Annotated in this window: 19 protein-coding genes; 13 read left to right on the top strand and 6 right to left on the bottom strand. The window is 71.4% G+C overall.

Annotation, left to right across the window (positions count from 1 at the left end):
• The first annotated feature begins 111 nt into the window (after window positions 1-111).
• Together ONA70_RS06755 and ONA70_RS06750 are read left to right on the top strand one after the other, a co-directional pair.
• On the top strand, window positions 112-423 hold the full coding sequence (locus ONA70_RS06755; RefSeq protein ID WP_265005459.1) for a helix-turn-helix domain-containing protein: 312 nt from the start codon (window positions 112-114) through the stop codon (window positions 421-423).
• 133 nt (window positions 424-556) lie between these two features.
• Window positions 557-1294, top strand: a complete 738-nt coding sequence (locus ONA70_RS06750) for a LamG-like jellyroll fold domain-containing protein (RefSeq protein ID WP_265005458.1) — start codon at window positions 557-559, stop codon at window positions 1292-1294.
• A gap of 51 nt (window positions 1295-1345) precedes the next feature.
• On the opposite strand, the gene ONA70_RS06740 is transcribed toward ONA70_RS06750, so the two are convergent.
• Window positions 1346-2563 (bottom strand): aldehyde dehydrogenase family protein, encoded by a 1218-nt coding sequence (locus ONA70_RS06740; protein ID WP_319956235.1) that lies wholly within the window; start codon window positions 2561-2563, stop codon window positions 1346-1348.
• A gap of 62 nt (window positions 2564-2625) precedes the next feature.
• Here ONA70_RS06740 and ONA70_RS06735 point away from each other — a divergent pair, with 62 nt between their 5' ends.
• Both ONA70_RS06735 and ONA70_RS06730 read left to right on the top strand, forming a co-directional pair.
• Window positions 2626-2913 (top strand): hypothetical protein, encoded by a 288-nt coding sequence (locus ONA70_RS06735; RefSeq protein WP_265005456.1) that lies wholly within the window; start codon window positions 2626-2628, stop codon window positions 2911-2913.
• A gap of 113 nt (window positions 2914-3026) precedes the next feature.
• A complete protein-coding gene (locus tag ONA70_RS06730) occupies window positions 3027-3884 on the top strand; it encodes an SCO6745 family protein (protein ID WP_265005455.1) in 858 nt (285 codons plus the stop codon).
• A gap of 186 nt (window positions 3885-4070) precedes the next feature.
• On the opposite strand, the gene ONA70_RS06725 is transcribed toward ONA70_RS06730, so the two are convergent.
• Window positions 4071-4352: a hypothetical protein gene (locus tag ONA70_RS06725; protein WP_265005454.1), complete on the bottom strand. Its 282-nt coding sequence runs from the start codon at window positions 4350-4352 to the stop codon at window positions 4071-4073.
• On the bottom strand, window positions 4349-4519 hold the full coding sequence (locus ONA70_RS06720; RefSeq protein WP_265005453.1) for a hypothetical protein: 171 nt from the start codon (window positions 4517-4519) through the stop codon (window positions 4349-4351). The genes ONA70_RS06725 and ONA70_RS06720 overlap by 4 nt, the downstream gene beginning before the upstream one ends.
• Window positions 4520-4590: 71 nt before the next feature.
• Here ONA70_RS06720 and ONA70_RS06715 point away from each other — a divergent pair, with 71 nt between their 5' ends.
• Window positions 4591-5028 carry a hypothetical protein gene (locus tag ONA70_RS06715; RefSeq protein WP_265005452.1) on the top strand — a complete coding sequence of 146 codons (438 nt, stop codon included), beginning with the start codon at window positions 4591-4593 and terminating at the stop codon, window positions 5026-5028.
• Window positions 5029-5156: 128 nt separating this feature from the next.
• On the opposite strand, the gene gabT is transcribed toward ONA70_RS06715, so the two are convergent.
• Entirely contained in the window at window positions 5157-6428 is a 1272-nt protein-coding gene (gene gabT, locus ONA70_RS06710) for a 4-aminobutyrate--2-oxoglutarate transaminase (RefSeq protein ID WP_265005451.1), read from the bottom strand.
• Between the two features lie 5 nt (window positions 6429-6433).
• Entirely contained in the window at window positions 6434-7870 is a 1437-nt protein-coding gene (locus ONA70_RS06705; protein WP_265005450.1) for a gamma-aminobutyraldehyde dehydrogenase, read from the bottom strand.
• A gap of 142 nt (window positions 7871-8012) precedes the next feature.
• Here ONA70_RS06705 and ONA70_RS06700 point away from each other — a divergent pair, with 142 nt between their 5' ends.
• Window positions 8013-9452, top strand: coding sequence for an aldehyde dehydrogenase family protein (locus ONA70_RS06700; protein ID WP_265005449.1), 1440 nt, complete (start codon window positions 8013-8015; stop codon window positions 9450-9452).
• Window positions 9453-9556: 104 nt separating this feature from the next.
• On the opposite strand, the gene ONA70_RS06695 is transcribed toward ONA70_RS06700, so the two are convergent.
• Window positions 9557-10789 (bottom strand): SUKH-3 domain-containing protein, encoded by a 1233-nt coding sequence (locus ONA70_RS06695; RefSeq protein WP_265005448.1) that lies wholly within the window; start codon window positions 10787-10789, stop codon window positions 9557-9559.
• A gap of 80 nt (window positions 10790-10869) precedes the next feature.
• Here ONA70_RS06695 and ONA70_RS06690 point away from each other — a divergent pair, with 80 nt between their 5' ends.
• From ONA70_RS06690 to ONA70_RS06660, 7 genes are all read left to right on the top strand, one after another.
• Window positions 10870-11283 carry a YbaB/EbfC family nucleoid-associated protein gene (locus ONA70_RS06690; protein ID WP_265005447.1) on the top strand — a complete coding sequence of 138 codons (414 nt, stop codon included), beginning with the start codon at window positions 10870-10872 and terminating at the stop codon, window positions 11281-11283.
• A gap of 5 nt (window positions 11284-11288) precedes the next feature.
• On the top strand, window positions 11289-11645 hold the full coding sequence (locus ONA70_RS06685) for a hypothetical protein (protein WP_265005446.1): 357 nt from the start codon (window positions 11289-11291) through the stop codon (window positions 11643-11645).
• An 18-nt stretch (window positions 11646-11663) separates the two neighbouring features.
• On the top strand, window positions 11664-15932 hold the full coding sequence (locus ONA70_RS06680) for a toxin glutamine deamidase domain-containing protein (protein WP_265005445.1): 4269 nt from the start codon (window positions 11664-11666) through the stop codon (window positions 15930-15932).
• Complete coding sequence (locus ONA70_RS06675) at window positions 15929-16372, top strand: hypothetical protein (RefSeq protein WP_265005444.1); 444 nt, start codon at window positions 15929-15931, stop codon at window positions 16370-16372. The genes ONA70_RS06680 and ONA70_RS06675 overlap by 4 nt, the downstream gene beginning before the upstream one ends.
• A gap of 216 nt (window positions 16373-16588) precedes the next feature.
• Window positions 16589-16762: a hypothetical protein gene (locus tag ONA70_RS06670; RefSeq protein WP_265005443.1), complete on the top strand. Its 174-nt coding sequence runs from the start codon at window positions 16589-16591 to the stop codon at window positions 16760-16762.
• 185 nt (window positions 16763-16947) lie between these two features.
• Window positions 16948-17610, top strand: coding sequence for a deoxyribonuclease V (gene nfi / locus ONA70_RS06665; protein WP_265005488.1), 663 nt, complete (start codon window positions 16948-16950; stop codon window positions 17608-17610).
• Between the two features lie 253 nt (window positions 17611-17863).
• Window positions 17864-18704: hypothetical protein (locus ONA70_RS06660; protein ID WP_265005442.1), on the top strand; the 841-nt coding region annotated here is incomplete at its 3' end.

Below are 18704 nucleotides of genomic sequence, written 5' to 3'. Positions count from 1 at the left end.
GGCTGCGAGACCTGCGGCGGGCCGATCCCGCCTCGTACGAGAGCGTGCGGGTGGCCGTGGACAAACTGGCAGAGGTCGGGCCGGGGTTGGGCCGGCCTCTCGGGGGGAGTCGTGACGGAGTTCTACGACTGGGATGACGTTCGTGCCGAACTGGGCGGCGACGACGTCGCGTACGAGGAGGAGCGGGCCCGCACCGAGGCTTGGGTGAGCGCTTTTCACCTCGCCGAGGAGCGCAAGCGCCTGGGGCTCACTCAGCGGCAGGTGGCCGACCTCATGGACGTCACGCCCGGCCGAGTCAGCCAGATCGAGAACGGGGACCTCGACGTGAACGAGGTGGCCACGTTGAGCCGGTACGCGAACGCGCTCGGTGCGAAGCTGCGCATCATCTTCGACTACGGGGACGACCTCCGTCAGATCGCATGAGTCGGGGGAGAGCCGGCACCCGCGGCGACGCGCCGGGCATTGACAGTGGTGGTGGTCTTCGTGATCATGGGGGGACGCTGCGGCCGTACGGGGGACCGCGGCATGATCTCGGAGGACCTTCATGGGTCGAACCATGTCCGCAGTCGCCCTGGGTGTCGCCACCCTCGCCGCCGCCGTGCTGGTGGACACCGCGCCTGCGTACGCCGCCACGGAGCAGTTGCGCCTCGACTTCGACGCCGCGCCGAGCGGGCAGGTCGAGCCGGGCCCGTGGACGTCGGGGTGTTTCGCCGACGTGGCCACTCCGGGCGACTCGGGCTGCATCGCGGTGAACGGCACGGGCAGCATCTCGCGGGCCACCCGGCCGAACGGTACGGGCAGCAGCCCGGCGCTCGCCTTCCCCGCCGCGGGTAGCGCCATCGTCCAGGTGCCGGACGCGCCGAACCTGAACCCGGGCACCGGGGACTTCACCGTCAGCGCGCTGGTCAAGGTGACCTCGGCTCAGGTGACCACCGGGGCCAACCTGGTGCAGAAGGGGCTGTTCGCCGACCCGGCGCAGTGGAAGCTTCAGCTCGACGGTGGCAAGCCGGGCTGCCGCATCAAGGGCACCGACGCCAACGGCCTCGCTCTTCCCGAGGTCCTGCTCGGCTCGGACGTCTCGATCGCCGACCAGGGCTGGAAGTTCGTCCAGTGCAAGCGGCGGGGCGACGTGCTGACCCTGCTCGTCGGCACCGAGACGGTGGACACCAAGGGCGGTGCGAGCATGAACATCACCAGCACCGCCAAGGTCAACATCGGTGCCAAGGGGACCGGGCTGACCAACAACGACCAGTTCCGCGGCGAGTTGGACAACGTGGTCTTCAGCCTCGGCTGAGGTGGACGTGCGCGGGGGCGGATGGGCGAGTGCCCACCCGCCCCCGTTGCCTTAGGCGAGGTGGGAGCGGATGAGGAAGCGGACTCCGTCGGGGGCTTCCAGGGAGAAGCCGCTGCCTCGGCCGGGGACCACGTCGACCGTGAGCCGGATGTGTTTCCACAGTTTCCACTGGGCGGCGGACATCCAGAACTCGACCGGCTCCGGCACCCCCTCGACCGCCAGCGCCGCGAGCCGGACGTCCGATCCGCCGGTGCGGAACTCGCCGGCCGGGTAGCACATCGGGGCGCTGCCGTCGCAGCAGCCGCCGGACTGGTGGAACATGATCGGGCCGTGCGACTCCCGCAGCGACCGGATCAGCTCGGCCGCCGCGGGAGTCAGGGTGACCGGGTCGGCCATCAGAAGAAGCCCAGCTTCTTCGGGGAGTAGCTGACCAGCAGGTTCTTGGTCCCGGTACGCGGTGTTGATGTCCCGGGTCCAGACGCCGGCGCCGAGGCCGTACAGGGTGTCGTTGGCGATCTTCACAGCGTCGTCCAGGTCGGCGAAGGAGGTCACTGAGACCACCGGGCCGAAGATCTCCTCCTGGAAGATCCGCATCGAGTTGTCGCCCTCGAAGATGGTCGGCTCGACGTAGTACCCGCCGGAGATCTCGCCGCCGAGGTCGGCGCGCCCGCCCCCGGTCAAGACGCGGGCCCCCTCCTGGCGGCCGATGTCCAGGTAGGACAGGATCTTCTCGAGCTGGTCGTTCGACGCCTGCGCGCCGATCATCGTCTCGGTGTTCAACGGGTGGCCCTGGCGTACCTGACGAGTCCGCTCCACCGCCGCGGCGAGGAAGTCCGAGTAGTGGCCCTGCTGGATCAGGGCCCGGGACGGGCAGGTGCAGACCTCGCCCTGGTTGAGGGCGAACATGGTGAAGCCTTCGAGGGCCCCCGGATGCCCCTCCACCCAGAGCAGCCGCCCGTACACGTCGCAGACCGCCATCAGGTGCGCGCCGTCGTGGGCGATCCCGCCGAGCAGGTCGCGGAAGAGCGGCAGCACCCGGGCCAGGGGGTGGGTCGCCCGGTAGCCCTCCAGCGCGTCGTCGGCCAGGTCGACCGGCGCGGTGGTCTCCGGATCGAGCAGCGCGGAGCGTTCCCATGACCGGCGGACCACGTCCCGGACCGGGTCCGCGGTGACGTGCCCGGCGAGGAACGCCTCGTGGGCGGCACCGACCTGCGCGATCCGCTCCGTCGGATCGGCGCCGAATTCCAGGGCGAGCCACGGGTCAGCCATCGGCGACCTCCTCGCGCCCATGGTGACCCAGCTCACCGCCGATCGCCAATACCGGTTGCCTGATGGATCGACCGGCGCCCATCCTGTTCGTCGGCCGGCAGGGGGCGGGCCAGGGCAGGGGAAGGGTGGTCGTGATGGTCGGGACGCGGGAACGGATGTTGGTGCAGCTCCAGTTGGTCAGCGGCGACCGCCACCTGGTCGCCTGGGTGCCCGACGACCGGCGGGTACGGGTCGGCGTGGAGCTGTCGCTGCGCGACCACGCGGAGCCGGACCGGTTCTGGCGGGTGCTCGCCAAGGGTGAGCCGCGGCCGGCCGGGGCGATCAAGCACGGCTGGCACAACGACATCTGAGTTTCTCCCGACGGATGGGCCCGGCACGATGCCGGGCCCATCTTGTCATTGACAAGTTGGTGTCGCCCGGTGAAACTTGACATCGACAAGATGACACTCCTGGGGAGGCTGGCGTGGAACTGACGATGGTCCGCAAGCTGTGGCAGCTGATCGAGCCCGTGCACGCGGTGGTCTACTACGCGTCCGAACTGACCGAGGAGGCCGCCGCGCTCGGCCTGCCGACCGACGAACGGTGGCCCGGCTACTTCGCCCTCCGCTCGGCGCCGCTCGGCACGGCCGGGCCCGCGCTGGTCACCGCCACCTACTACAGCTTCAGCCCGCGCATGGTCGCGGAGTACGTGCCGGCGGTCTGGGCCACCGCCGAGCCGGCCAAGGTCCTCGACGCCCGGCTGTCCGGGGTGGACCGCGCCCTGCGGCGCCTGCTCGGCGACCGGGTGGATTCGCCCGAGCTGGCCGAGGCGTCCGCGCTGGCCCGGCGCGCCGTGCAGGCCGCCGACCTGGCCGGGCGTCCGTTGGCCGCCGCCAACGCCGACCTGCCCTGGCCGGACGCGCCGCACCTCGCCCTCTGGCAGGCCGCCACCATCCTGCGCGAGCACCGCGGCGACGGGCACGTGGCGGCTCTGCTCACCGCCGGGCTCGACCCGGCCGAGGCGCTGGTCTCGTTCGCTGCCGTCGGGGCCGCCCCGGTGGAGGTCTTCGCCAGCCGCCGCTGGACCGAACCGGAGTGGGCCGCGGCCCGCGAGCGGCTCGCCGCCCGGGGCCTGGTCGACGCCGACGGCACCGCCACCGAGGCCGGCCGCCGGCTCCGCGACGAGGTCGAGCGGCGTACGGACGAGTTGGCCGCCGCGCCCTGGCAGGCGCTCGGTCCAGCCGTCGGCCGGTTCGCCCAACTCGTCGCGCCGGTGACCGGGGCGGTGGTGGCCTCCGGGATGCTGCCGGAGCGCAGCACGCTGGGCATCCGACGCGACTGACGGGTCGACCGGTCCGGGTGGGGCGCACCTCCACCACCCGGACCGGTCCGCAGGGCGCTCGGCCCAGCCCGTTGACCGACGGGTCCCGCTCGCACGCTCATCAGACGGCACAAAGAGGCAGTAAGCGGATAAAATTCAGAATTGTCGCCCGGTCGGGTTGGTGCTGAACGATGCCTGCCGGTGCCGTCAGGCGACGCGGCGGATCCGGCGGAGGGCGAGGTAGAGCAGGTCCAGGTTCAGGCTGCCGTACCGGTTGGTGAACTGGCGGAACGCCCCGTCGCAGCGCTCCATGGTCGCCGGGGCCACGTCGGCGCGGGCCATCTCGCGGACGCAGTCGGGCAGTCCGAGGTCGGCGAAGGTGTGCCGCATCGACAGGCCGATCGGGATCATCAGCGCGGCGAGTGCCGCGAACCCGAGGAGGGTGAACAGCAGTTGCTTGCGGTGTTGCCGCCAGGCCAGCCAGATCACGCGGGCACCTCCCACTCCGTGCGGTCGGCCGTGGTCTCGCCGTCGCCGAGGTAGGCCAGGATGAGGTCCTCCAGGGTCACGTCGTGCACCGTCCACTCCGGATCGACCACCCCGTCGACCCGCGCCAGGAGGGTGGACTGGCGGTCGGTGTGGCTGGCCCGGACCACCGCCAGGGTGGGGCGTCGTGGTGGCCTGTCGACGAGCTGACTTGTCAGAGGTGGGCCGTAGCGTCCCGCGCGTGGGCATCCTCACCGACTACTTCCCGGCCACCCCGGAGCAGGCCCGGGCCGCGGCCGAGCACGGCCCGGGCGACGACCTGGACCCGGTGCGCGCCAAGTTCGTCGAACCGAGCGTCCTGGGTGGAGCGCTATGGGAGGCGGTCCGGCACGGCGCGCTCGACGCGTCCACCGAAACCCGCTACGCCGACGACGAGCGGGTCGACGACAACGATGACGAGGGGCCTTACCTGCTCCGGCTCAAGCCGGACTTCGTCGCCGACCTGGCCGCGCTGCCCGACGATCGGATCGGGCAGGTCGCCGTCGTGTGGGCCACCGCCGAGGAGTGGTGGGGCGGTGCCGACGTGGAGTTCCTCACCGAACTGGTCGAGGAGTTGCGCCGGGTCGCGCGCGCGGCGCTCGCCGACGGGATGGACGCGTACTGCTGGATCTGCCTCTAGGGCCGGGTGTCGTTCGGTGCTGGCGCCGCCCGGGCGGGTGGGGCCGGTCGCGGCGGTGGGCGGAACACCATGGGCGGCACCTTGGGGGGATCGACGCCCATGGTGTTCCACGATCCGGGCTGACCGGGTCAGTCGAAGGCGGCTTCCAGGATGTCGAGGCCACGCGCCAGTTCGTCGTCGGAGATGACGAGCGGGGGCAGGAAGCGCAACACGTTGCCGTACGTGCCGCAGGTGAGGGTGAGCAGGCCGGCTGCGTGACAGGCGGCCGAGATCGCCGCCGTGGCGGCCGGGTCCGGGGTGAGGGTGCCGGGCTGCACGATCTCCACGGCGAGCATGGCGCCGCGGCCGCGTACCTCGGCGATCCGCGGGTCGCGGGCGGCGACCGCGCGCAGCCGGTCGCCCAGCACCTGGCCGATCCGCCGGGCGGCGGCGGCCAGATCCAGCTCGTGCATGGTCTCGATGGCGGCCAGGGCAGCCGCGCAGGCGATCGGGTTGCCCCCGTACGTGCCGCCGAGGCCGCCGACGTGCACCGCGTCCATCAGCTCCGCCCGGCCGGTCACCGCCGCCAGCGGCAGGCCACCGGCGATGCCCTTGGCCAGGGTGATCAGGTCCGGTTCGACGCCCTCGTGCTGGCAGGCGAACCAGTCGCCGGTACGGCAGAACCCGGTCTGGATCTCGTCGGCGACGAAGACCACCCCGGTGGCGGTCGCCCACTGGCGCAGCGCCGGCAGGAAGCCCTCGGCCGGTACCACGAAACCGCCCTCGCCCTGGATCGGCTCGATCAGCAGCGCGGCCACGTTCTCCGCGCCGACCTGCTTCTCCACCATCTCGATCGCCCGGGCCGCGGCGGTCGCCCCGTCCAGCCCGCCGTCGCGTAGCGGATACGACATCGGCACCCGGTAGACCTCCCCGGCGAACGGCCCGAACCGGTGCTTGTACGGCATGTTCTTCGCGGTCAGCGCCATGGTCAGGTTCGTTCGGCCGTGGTACGCGTGGTCGAAGACCACCACCGCCGGCCGCCCGGTCGCGTGCCGGGCGATCTTGACGGCGTTCTCCACCGCCTCGGCGCCGGAGTTGAACAGCGCCGAGCGCTTCTCGAACTCGCCCGGGGTCAGCGCATTGAGCTGCTCGCAGACCGCCACGTACGACTCGTAGGGGGCGACCATGAAGCAGGTGTGGGTGAAGCGCTCCACCTGCGCCTGCACCGCCTCGACCACTTTCGGGGCGGAGTTGCCCACGTTGGCGACCGCGATGCCGGCGGCGAAGTCGATCCACTCCCGCCCGTCGACGTCGGTGACGGTGCCACCGCCCGCACGGTCCACGTAGGACGTGATCGTGCTGCCCACGCCCCGGGCCACCGCCGCGCTCCGGCGCTTGTGCAGCTCGTCGGAAGAAGCCATAGGTATCAGCCCTCGATGTTGTGCATGACGTGCTTGATCCGGGTGTAGTCCTCCAGGCTGTAGACCGAGAGGTCCTTGCCGTGCCCGGAGTGCTTGAAGCCGCCGTGCGGCATCTCGGAGACGAACGGGATGTGGGTGTTCACCCAGACGCAGCCGAAGTCGAGCCGCCGGGTCATCCGCATCGCCCGGCCGTGGTCCTTCGTCCAGACCGACGCGGACAGGCCGTAGTCCACGCCGTTGGCCCAGCGCACCGCCTCGTCCTCGTCCGAGAAGCGCTGCACACTGATCACCGGGCCGAACACCTCGTCCTGGATGATCTCGTCGTCCTGCCGCACTCCACTGACGACCGTGGGGGCGTAGAAGTAACCCCGCGTCCCCTGTCGGGATCCCCCGGCCTCGACGTTCGCGTGGTCCGGCAGCCGGTCCACGAACCCGCGTACCCGGGCGAGCTGGTTGGCGTTGTTCAGCGGGCCGTAGAGCACGTCCTCGTCGTCCGGCGCGCCGGTCTTCGTGTTCCGGGCCTGCTCGGCGAGGGCCGCCACGAAGTCGTCGTAGATGCCGGGGCCGGCGAGCACCCGGGTGGCGGCCGTGCAGTCCTGGCCGGCGTTGAAGTAGCCGCCCACCGCGATCGCCTCGGCCGCCGCCGCGATGTCGGCGTCGTCGAAGATCACCACGGGGGCCTTGCCGCCCAGCTCCAGGTGCGTCCGCTTCAGGTCTGGGGCCGCCGCGGCGGCGACCTCCATGCCGGCCCGGGTCGAGCCGGTGATCGACACGAACTGCGGGGTCGGGTGGGCGACTAGGGCGCGGCCGGTGTCCCGGTCGCCGCAGACCACGTTGAACACGCCCGGCGGGAGGAACTCGGCCGCGATCTCGGCCAGCAGCAGGGTCGACACCGGGGTGGTGTCCGACGGCTTGAGCACCACCGTGTTGCCGGCCGCCAGCGCCGGAGCGATCTTCCAGACCGCCATCATCAGCGGGTAGTTCCACGGGGTGACCTGGGCACAGACGCCGATCGGCTCGCGCCGCACGTACGAGGTGTGGCCGGCCATGTACTCGCCGGCCGAGCGCCCCTCCAGCAGCCGGGCCGCCCCGGCGAAGAAGCGGAACTGGTCCACCGACGGCGGCAGCTCCTCGTCAGCGGTGAGCTGGCGCGGCTTGCCGGTGTTGCGCACCTCGGCGTCGACCAGCTCCGCCGCCCGGGCCTCCACCGCGTCGGCCAGCTTGAGCAGGGCCTTCTGCCGCTCGCCGGGAGTGGCGTCCCGCCAGCCCTCGAACGCGGCGGCGGCGGCCTTCATCGCGGCGTCCACGTCCGCCGCCCCGGAGACCGGCGCCTGGGCGAACACCTCGCCGGTGCAGGGGTCGATCAGGTCGGCGTAGCCGCCGTCCACCGGATCGACGTACTCGCCGTTGACGAAGTTGCGCAGCTGCTGCTGATCGCTCATCAGAAAGTCTCCGAGGGATGGCCGGGGGAAGGGTCAGCGGAGGTTATCGCAATCTGACTGCCATCTTGACTACTGAATTCGCGGCAGACAAGGGCTTGAGCAACTGTTTCCGCGTGAGCCAGGGTGGTCTAGGCTGCCGGACGTGGAGCCGAGCGCCTTCTATGTAGCCGGCCGCCCCACCCACGGTGAGGGCGAGCTGACTGTCACCCACCCGTACGACGGCCGGACGGTGGGGCGTACCACCCTCGCCACGCCCGACCAGGTCGAAGCCGCCGTCGCGGCCGCCGCCCGGGTGGCCGCGGCGGCCGCGGCCCTGCCCGCGCACGTCCGCGCCGCCGCCCTGGACCACGTCTCCCGCCGGCTCGCCGAGCGGGCCGACGAGGTCGCGGCGCTGATCACCGCCGAGAACGGCAAGCCGGTCAAGTGGGCGAAGGCCGAGGTGGGTCGGGCCGTCTCCACCTTCCGCTGGGCCGCCGAGGAGGCGCGGCGCTTCTCCGGCGACCTGCAACGCCTGGACACCGACCCGGCCGCCACCGGGCGGATCGCGCTGGTCCGGCGGGTGCCGCGCGGCCCCGTGCTGGGGATCGCGCCGTTCAACTTCCCGCTCAACCTGGTCGCGCACAAGGTGGCCCCGGCCATCGCCGTCGGCGCGCCGATCGTCGTCAAGCCGGCCCCCGCCACCCCGCTGTCGGCGCTGCTGCTCGGCGAGATCCTGGCCGAGACCGCGCTGCCCGAGGGGATGTTCTCGGTGCTGCCGCTGCCCAATGAACGGGCCGCGGAACTGGTCGCCGACCCCCGGCTGCCGGTGGTGTCGTTCACCGGCTCCGGGCCGGTCGGCGCGGCCATCCGCCGGGCCGCCCCCGAGAAGCACGTCACCCTGGAGCTCGGCGGCAACGCGGCGGCGGTGATCTGCGAGGACTGGAACTCCGACGAGGACCTGACCTTCGCCGCGCACCGGATCGCCACCTTCTCCAACTACCAGGCCGGGCAGTCGTGCATCGCCGTCCAGCGGGTCTACGTGCACGAATGGATCTATGACGGTTTCCTGCCCCGGCTGGTCGCCGCGGTCCAGGAGTTGCGCGCCGGGGATCCCGCCTCGGAGCTGACCGACGTCGGCCCGCTGGTCTCCGTCGAGGCGGCGGAACGCGTCGAGGCGTGGGTCGACGAGGCGGTCGCCGGTGGCGCCACCATCGAGGTCGGCGGACGCCGGGAGGGCGCCACCTACCCGCCGACCGTGCTCTCCGGTGTGCCGGCATCCGCGAAGGTCTGCCGAGAGGAGGTCTTCGGGCCGGTGCTGGTGGTCGCCCCGGTCGCCGACGACCAGGCCGCGTTCGCCGCCGTCAACGACTCCGCGTACGGATTGCAGGCCGGCGTGTTCACGCACAACCTGCAGACCGCCTTCCTCGCCTCCCGGACCTTGGAGGTCGGCGGGGTGATCGTCGGCGACGTGCCGTCGTACCGGGCCGACCAGATGCCGTACGGCGGGGTGAAGGGCTCCGGCGTCGGCCGTGAAGGGCTGCGCAGCGCGATGGACGACTACACCGAGCCGCGCGTCATGGTGTTGACCGGGCTGGCGTTGTAGGTGGCGCCGCCCCCTCCGCGGGTGCCTGCTCGACTCCTGGCTGCGGTGACCGCGTGGCGCGACGGCGTCCGTCCAGCGAGCGCGGCCGGCCGAGCCACGCAAGCTCACCAGGTGCCGTCGTCCCGGACGCGGGCGGGGGCGCGGCCGAGCAGCAGGGTGGTGAGAGCGGCGTCGATGTCCGCTCCCAGGAACCACTCGCCGGCCTGGTCGAGCGCGAAGATCCGTCCGTGCTCGTCGACCGCGATGATGCTGTCACCGCGCTCGGTGCCCAGCGGAAACAGCCGTACGCCGAGCACCGTGCCGAAGTCGGCGAGGGTGTCGGCGGTATAAGCCAGGTCCCACGGCCGAATGCCGACCTGGGAAATCCATACCTGTTCACCGGGACCTTGCCGGCGGCTCTCCAGACCTGGGAACGTGGTGAGTGTCTGCATGGCGGCAGGGAAGACAGCGTGCGCATGTCGTCGGCCATTGACCGCGCTCACATCGCGAACGGCGCCTCTGGCCAGCACCTCGTCGCCGAAGTGCGGGCGCCAGCCCGCCTCCACCAGCGCGTTGGTGACATCGGTGGGGAACCGCCCCGGCTCGGGGTCGACCTGAGGCTGCGACCTCCATTCTTCGGCGTAGGCCAGGGTCGACCACGGAAGTGCGTTGAACTGCACCAGGAAATTGGTGCACGAGGCACAGGGCACCTTTGCTGGCCCACCGAACGTGTCGCCTACCTCGCGCAACCGGAAAAACTCGATCCGGCTGTTGCCGAGGACCGCCCTTGCCTCCTCCAGACCGATTGGGGGAAGGCCATCGGTGGCTCTGTCATGGTCCTGTTCGTGCAGCACGTCGGAGATGACGATCATCTCGGCGTGCCGCTCGCCGCCTCGAACCAGGTGGCCGGCGGGCAGCGCGTCCAGATAGGACCGTACGAGCGGGTGGTGGTGCAGCTCGACATCTCCCTTCGCCCCGTGCGCCACGTGGATCCGGCCGTCGAGGGTGAGATGCGCGGCGGCACCGGGCGTGGGGAGCCGGCTGATCTCGCGAAGCAGTTGGCTCGCCGGGTCGACGGTGCGCGGTGCGCGCGGCGTGGCCGGCCGGCGCTGGCGGAACAGCTGTGCCACCGCCGGGAACGGCAGGCGGGGCCAGGTCGACACCTCGCCGGTCTCCTTGTCCACGACCATGGTGGGCAGGTCTCCCGGAAGGGCGCGGGCGTCGGTCGACACACGTGAGGTGATCAGGTAGCCGAGGTCGAACTCTTCGACCAGCGGAGTGCACGGGAATCCCAAGCGTTCGGAATCCCGCTGCGCCCAGACGGCGGCGAGTTGCTCGGCCTGCTGTCGCTCGATCACAGCCTGAAACTACCCGACCCCACGGATTCCGTGGCGCCCGGTATGGTCTGCCCTACCGAGGGTGACGGAGAGGGGTGGCGGTGGCCGAGAGCGTAGATCGGGACGCCAATCACGTGTTGCGTGCCCGGTTCGACGAGGTGTACGGCCAGTACCAGCGACTTCGCTCTGGATTGGACGAACTGCAGACCAAGTTGACGGAGCTGCGGGTCACCGAGCGCTCCGACGACGGGCAGGTGACCGCGATGGCCGGGGCGCGGGGCGAGCTGGTCAGCATCGAGGTTTCCCCGTCGGTCTTTCACGACCGGGACGCCAAGGCGCTGAGCAGGAAGATCACCGCGACGGTGCTCCGCGCGTCCGCCGCCGCGGCGGAGGCCACCCGCGAACTGGTCGCCGGCTACCTGCCACCCGGCTCGCCGTCGGTGGAGTTCCTGCGTACCAACGATTTCAGCGCCCTGTTCGGCCGGGCGGACGTCGTGCTGTCACGTGGAGAGTGACCGCGATGGCGGACGGGCAGATCTGGCTGGACCCTGACCGGGCCCGCCGGGGTGGCGCCGACCTGAGCCTGGCCGGGGAGGCGATCGGCGCTGCCCGGCGCGAGGTGGGTGGGGCGATCGCCGAGGCGAGCGCCCAGCGGCCATGGGGCCGCGACGACATCGGCGCCGCCTTCGAGAAGAACTACCGCGGCTACGAGGGCGCGCTGCTGAAGGCCTGGGAGATCCTGGGCCGATCCCTGCAAGGACTGGGTGCCGACGTGGTCCGATCGGTGGTGGCCACCACCGAGACCGACGAGACCAACGCCCGGCAGCTCGGCGAAATCCCGCACCAGCACCACAACCCGCATCGGAACCGGCGCTGACCTCCGGAGGATCCGCGCGTGACTCTGCTGCCCAGCCCGATCCCGCACCCGCTCGACTACTGCCCCTGGGACGTCCCCGGCTGGATCTACGAGGCGCTCGACTGGGTCGTCGGGGTGGAGTGGCCGGACGGCAACGAGCGAGCCGTCTGGGACCTTGCCGACCAGTGGTACGGGATCGCCGACGTGCTGGGCATCCCGCGGAACGACGCGATCACGGCGGCGGGCGAGGTGCGCAGCGGCTACGGCGGCGTCGGCCTGGTCGCGAAAACCTTCGACATCGCCTGGCACAAGGTCGCGGAGGGCGAGGACGCCCCACTGCACGCCGTGCTCACGTTCACCGGCGAGCTGGGCAAGGTCGTCGAATCCTGCGGCTGCGACCTCGAGGGCGCCAAGCTGGAGGCCTGGATCGAGCTGGGGATCCTGGTCATCGAGCTGCTCTCGCTGGCGGTGGTGACCGTGGTCACCGCCGGCGTCGCCTCGCCGGCAGTGGGTGCGGCCACCACGGCCAGCCGGGTGGCGATGCAGCAGATCTTCAAACGGCTTGTGGCGCAGTTGGCCCGAAAGGCCGTCAAGGAGGGCCTGAAGGAGGCCGGCGAGCGGGCCGCGAAGGAGGTCGTCAAGAGCGGCGCACGGACGCTGGCCCGACGCGCCGTCATCGGCGGCCTTGTCGAGGCCGGGCAGGAGGCCGGCACCAATCTGGCAACGCAGGCGTACCAGAACTCGACCGGACGCCGCGATGGCCTGGACCTGGCCGACGCCGGGATGTCCGGGCTCGGCGGATTCGCTGGGGGCGCGGTGGCCCCACTCGCCGGCCTCGGCGGCCACGCACACGGGCGCTTCACGCAGATCGGGGAGCACCTCGGCCGGGAGATGGCCGGTGAGACCCTCGCCGAGGGCGTCGCCGGCCTGGCCACCGGACAGGGGGTGTCCCTGGAGGATCTGGCCCGGGCGGCGGTTTCCGGGGTCAGCGGGTCGGCCACCGGCCAGGCTGACGCGGCGATGCACCAGCGGCTCGACGGCAAGCTGGCCGGTCTGGCGCAGCCGATGGATCTCGCCCTACCGTCACCAACGGATGTCAGTGACGCGGCCGGGACCGTCCCGGCTCAGCGAACGTCCGACCTGCTTGGATCGGTTACCGCCCCGCAGGTCGACGCCGTCCGTCATCCCGCTGCGTCGGACTCCCTGTCTCCCGTTGACGGAGCAGCGGGAAAGGTCAGCTCGCCAGCGGCCGGGCCGGATTCTTCCGTGGCGAACCTCGACCCGCACTCGGTGCAGCCGGCTGTGGACCTCGAAACTCATGGGCTCAGCGTCGGGTCGACGACCAGCCCCACGCTCTCCTCGGTGGCCGTCGAGTCGCCCGTATCGGCCACCCATCCCGTCGCTTCCGATCCGAAACCCGGTCCTGCCCACGCCGCGTTGACGGCGGACCTCGGCACGGCGAACCAGCCGGCGCCGGTTCAGGCGAACGCCACGCCGACGGTGGTGAGCGGATCGGCGCCCATCGCACCGCCGTCGAACGGATCAACGCCGACCCCCGCTGATCGCTTGTCCGCCGGCCCGGTAACGCCGCAGCCCGGGCCGGCAACTCACCCGTACGCCCGGCCCGTTCTCGATCCGGCGGCCGGGCAGCCGGTCACCGGCCCGGATGTCCGGCCGACCCCGAACCCCCGGTTCCCGCAGCTGGAGGCACTGGCTCCGGCAACACCATATCCCGCTCGTGATCCGTCGCCGGCCGTGCCGGGGCCATTCGAGGCGCCGCCGCCGCGAATGACGCCTGAAGAGCGGGCCGCCCGGCTGGCAGCCGACCGGGAAGCCCTCGACCGACGTCACTACCAGTTGTACCTGCAGTCTCAACGGGAGTGGTATGAGGAGAACCGGCGTGAGGAGGAGGCGGAATGGTGCCGAGTCAGAGCTGACCGCTTACGACGGGCGGCCGGTGGATACGGCGAGCGGGCGCTGCAACTGCAGTTGGCTGGCCATGAGCTGCTCGCACGGCAATGGCAGAAGGCCGCCTTTGACGCCAGTACCGGGAGCTACGAACTGCGCGAGAGGGCTCAGCAGATTCTCGCCGGGTCGGTGGTGCCCGACGAGGTACGGATCGAGGCCAGCTCCGACTTCGACCGGATCAATGACGACGTCGCCGATCTCGCGCGTGGCGCCGTGGAGACCTCCGACCGTTCCGCCCTGACCGGTGACGGCCACCCGCCGCCGATCGACCGTACCCGTCGGTACGGCGTACCCGGTGGGCTTCGACCGCCACTCGCGCTGCACCAGACCGATCTGGAGCGGCAAATGCCGCGCAACCCGGACGGCAGCGTCGTGCGTACCGCCGATCCCCGGTACGGCGGCTGGTTCCAGCTCGCGAACGATGGTGGACCGCAGGCGGACGCCACCCGTGGCATCAACTGCCTGGACTGCACCCTGTCGCTCTACGAGACCTGGATGCACGGCCGACCCCGGGTCTCGGCACCGCGTACCTTCGACGGCTACCTCCAGGGCGACGTCCGCATGCCGGTCGACGGCGAGCTGGACGGGCCGAAGCGGGTCGAGGAGGTCACCGGAGGCTACTTCCAGGATCTGTGCCTGGGGCCAGATCCGACGACCCCTCTCGAAGCGCGGCAGCGGATCGAGCGCGGCTACCGCGACCTGCACTGGCAGTTGCTCGGCGGTGGGCACGGCAGCTACGCCTTCCTCATCACCAGTTATGAAGGCGGCGGTTCCCACGCCTGGGTGGCGCTGAACCAGAACGGCACCGTGCTCTACCTGGATCCGCAGAACGGCTCCGTCTGGGACCGCCCGCTCTACACGCACAGTGGAGTGCCGCACCCCCACAACATGGTGGCGATCGACGCGCTGGTCCTCGGCCCGGACGGGCAGCCGATGCCGCTGGCCGGCCGGCCGCCCGGCGTCTACAACGTGCTGCCTGAGCTGCGGGAGCCACCTGAGCCGCCCCGGCCGCCGGCCCCGCCGACGACTTACGACGGCGATGGGGACCTGCCGGACTTCAATCACGCCTACCTGCTCGGTGAAGACACGACGTTCCACCGGTCCACCGACCCGTCGCCGCCCGGAAGCCTGCCGGCCCCGGATCCAGAGGACGTGCGACGGAACGCGCACCGAGACGCCCACGCCGAGCGGATCGCGGCCGGGCTCTTCGTCCGGGACGCGGTCGCCGCCAGCGGGAGCCTGGCGGACGTCTTCGCTGCCGGGGTGACGCCGGTTGAGCTGGCGCAGCACGTCGACCCGCCGACACTGCGGCGGCTGGTGCCGGGGCTGGACGAGGCGGCGGCCGGTGACGTGGCGCGACTGCTCGACGATCCGCGGGTCCAGCAGATGCTCGACCAGACCTGGGAGGCGCCGCCGCGAAGGGAGCCGCTGCTCGCCGAGACGCTGGTGCACCAGCTCACCCAGCGTGCGGATCTCGTCCGGATGATTCTGGCGACGCCGGAGCTGGCGAATTCGTTGACGGCGCGACCGCTGACGTTGCACCACCTGGCCAGCCACCAGAAGGCGATCGAGGTGCTCGGCGACGTCCTCGACGACATCACCGAACGGGGTGCTGCAGTGGTCGCTGCGGCACCGACGCCTCCGGTCCTGCCCACTCCGCTAACAGCCGAGCAGTTGGCGATCAGCTCTCATTTCGACATCCCACGCCCAAGCGCGTTTCAGCCTGGTTTTGATCAAGGCCGGCAAAGTGATGTCACCTACCAGCGCCACTACCTCGACGAATTGTACGAAGCCGCTGCCGAGGCGCAGCTTGAGATCGATGCGCTGGGGCGCAGGCTGGCCATGGTGTCGCGCGGCGGGGAGTATCACCCCCGGCCGGGGCCCAAGGACCGAACGCGGGCCGAAGACAAGGTCGCGGAGTATAACGGCAATTGCTCCCGCCTTAAGGATTTGGCGGCAGGCCGCGTCTCCTACCACCAGCTCGATGACCTTTACGCGGCTCTGGAAGTACTGATAGCTGATCCGAGCGTGAAGATCGCAAAATTCGAGGACCGCTTTATCGCCCCACAGAAGAGCGGTTACCGGGATGTGCAGATCATGCTGCGGACTTCCTCAGGGCACATCGCGGAGTTTCGGTTGCAGCTTGCCGCACTCGACGAGGTCGCAGAGTGGGAGCATTCCTTGTTCGAGGTGGGGCGCGACCTGGAAGCAGTGGTTCGAGAGCAGGGACGTAGCGTCTCGCAGATGGAGGCAGCCATTCGCAAGGGCATCATCCAGCGTCAGCGTGAGTACTTCTGGGCTGCCCTCCAGTTGACTTTGAACAAGGGACAAGAGCGATGAGCGACGTTCAGGGCTTGGACCTGGCGGGGTACTACGACTACTACGAGACGCCGGTGAAGATGGTCCCGACGCCCGAGGGTGGGCTCACGGCTTGGCGCTTGGACAGGAGCACGGGCGGCTGGAAGCCGGCCAACGACATCGTGGACGAGATTCTCTTTGCCATGGGCGGAGACATCTTCGTGCGTACGGCGGAACAGTTCGTTCAGCGGACCGAGGAAGAACGCGGGCACTACCTCAAGGGTGAGGGGCCGATCTTCGCACTCTACGAGACGGTCAAGGCGATAGAGGATGTCGCCATCGCCGAAGGGCGCCCGTACACGGTTGAAGAGGCGGCGCTGATCGCCGGTATCCGGCGGAGGACGTTCGTGATGTTCGAGGAGCAGTTGCGGCAGGCCGGCGACCCCGGAGCCGATCCGTCCATCGCCACCGCACCCTCCTGACAGCGGGAGGGCGAGGCACCGGACATGGCTGAGGCTCGTACCAACACCGGGGGCGACCAGCGCCGGCTCGGCTGGCCGGACATGTTCGTCCACCCCGACGGCGACCCGCGTTCGGATGGGGTTCGGTGACGAGTCGAGCATCCTGGTCAACTGCCTGCCGGACCAGCGCCTCGGGAGAGCCGGCGTGAGGTGACCGCCGCTCGCTACGGTGAGCGGATGACGAGTTCGCCGAATCGGCGCCTGGCCCTCTTCTGGGTGGCAGGGCTCGTGCTCGGGCTGGTGATCGGCTGGCTCACCATCGGTGGAGGCGCCGGGGTCGCGGTGGGCATCGGCCTCGGGGTGGTCTTCGGGCTCGCCTTCAGCCGGGCCGGCCGGCCCGGCCAGAGGTGATGCCCGGGCAGCCGGCAGCCGGCGGGCAGACGCCCGCGAAGCCGGCAGGTGGCGAAAGGGCGGCCGGGGAGCCGGAAGGTGGAGAGCAGGCGGCCGAGAAGCCGTCGGGTGGCGAGCAGCCGGCCGGGAAGCCGTCAGGTGGAGAGGAGGCGGCCGGGGGAGCGACGCTCGGCGGAGTCGGCTACGTGCGGCCGGCCGATGTCGCGGAGGCGCTCCGCGTACAGGAGGAGCTGCGGTCGCGGGTCGATCTGGTCGGGCCGGGCCCGACCGCGCCCGCGACGGTGGCCGGCCTGGACGTCGCGTACGCGGAGAGCGGTGACCGACTCGCGGCGGCCGTCACGGTGCTCGACGCGGCCACCCTGGCAGTGGTGGACGAGGCGGTGAGCGTGGGCCGCCCGGCCTTCGGGTACGTGCCGGGGCTCTTCGCCTTCCGCGAGCTGCCTGCGCTGCTGGACGCGCTGGACCGGCTGGCCGTGCGGCCCGACCTGCTGGTCTGTGACGGGCACGGGTTGGCGCATCCGCGCCGGTTCGGGCTGGCCTGCCATCTCGGCCTGGTCACCGGCCTGCCCTCGCTCGGCGTGGGGAAGACACCGCTGGTCGGCGAGTGGGTGGAGCCGGGCCCGCGCCGGGGCGACTGGAGCCCGCTGCGGGACGGCGGAGCGGTCGTCGGCAGGGTGCTGCGTACCCGGGACGGGGTCAAGCCGGTGTTCGTCAGCGTCGGGCACCGGATGAGCCTGGACAACGCCACTCACCGGGTGCTGGCGCTGACGCCGCGGTACCGGCTGCCGGAGACCACCCGCACCGCCGACCGGCTCTGCCGCCGGGCCCTGGCCGCCGCCCCCGCCTGATCTCTGGTCCAGCGAGCGCTTCCGTGGGCGCGGCGCGGCGCGGCCCGGCGCCCGGCCGGCCCGTCGACCCCGGGAATGATCGCCGGCGGGAGGGCGATGGGTGATCATGCGGGCATCGTGAGCTGCGTCGATGATGGACGGGCCGGTCCAGGGTGTCGCGGCACACATGCGGAGCGCTCAATGGGCGGGCACCTCTTCGGTCCGGTAGTAACCTACCGGCGGACCCGGCAGGGGTGGAAACGGTGAGGTGGGGATGTCGGTGAGGCGGCACGTGGCGCGCGTGGCCACGGTCGGCGCGGTGCTGGGCGGCCTGGTGGCCGTCGGGGCGTCCCCGGCCCTGGCCGACGGCGACCGGGTGGAGGTGCGTTCCGCGAGCAGCTTCACGGTCGGCGGTTCTCCGGGCACCGTCGCGGTCGAGGTGCGCAAGCGCACCGACGGCTGCGTCCTGCTCCGGACCGCTCTGGGGCTGCAGCTGGACGGCATCCGGCCCGAGCAGGTCCAGGTGCAGGTGAACAGCGACGGCCGGTGGTGGCCGGTGCCGGTCTCCGGGGGCTCCGGACAGGTGGCCACGGCCCGTACCGCGCCCGGCGAGGCGACTCTGTGCAGAGGTAAGAGCCGGACAGTCCGCTACCGGGTCGCCTTCCTGGCCGGTGCGCCCGGCGGTCGGCTGACCGTGGTCGGTGAGGCGACCACCGCGAGGGGCGAGTCGATCGGACGGGCCGGCACCACCGCGCGGGTGGTGGGCGGGGCGAAGGCGCCGACGCCGACCCGGAAGCCCTCCCCGACCCCAACCCCGAGCGCCGAGGCGACCACGCCGGGCGCCGAGGCCACCAGCTCGGCCGTGGCCGCGCTCGACCCAGCCGCCGGTGCCAGCTCCGCCGCGGCCGACAGTTCTTCCGGAGGTTCTCCCATCATGTGGTTCGGCATCCTGCTGGTGCTCGTCGGCGCCGCCCTGATCGCCCTGCTGGTCCGGCGCAACCGCGCGGAGAAGGCCGACGAGCAGGGGGCCTACCCGCAGGTTCCGCTGCCGCGCAGCACCGGCGGCACCACGTACCGCTCCGGTGCGCCGGTCGGCCAGGTGTACGGGCAGCAGC

Source organism: Micromonospora yasonensis, from assembly GCF_026013475.1.
In the GTDB taxonomy this organism is placed as follows: domain Bacteria; phylum Actinomycetota; class Actinomycetes; order Mycobacteriales; family Micromonosporaceae; genus Micromonospora; species Micromonospora yasonensis.
The sequence above is the reverse complement of the archived record's forward strand: the minus strand, read 5'-3'. Positions and strand labels throughout refer to the sequence as shown.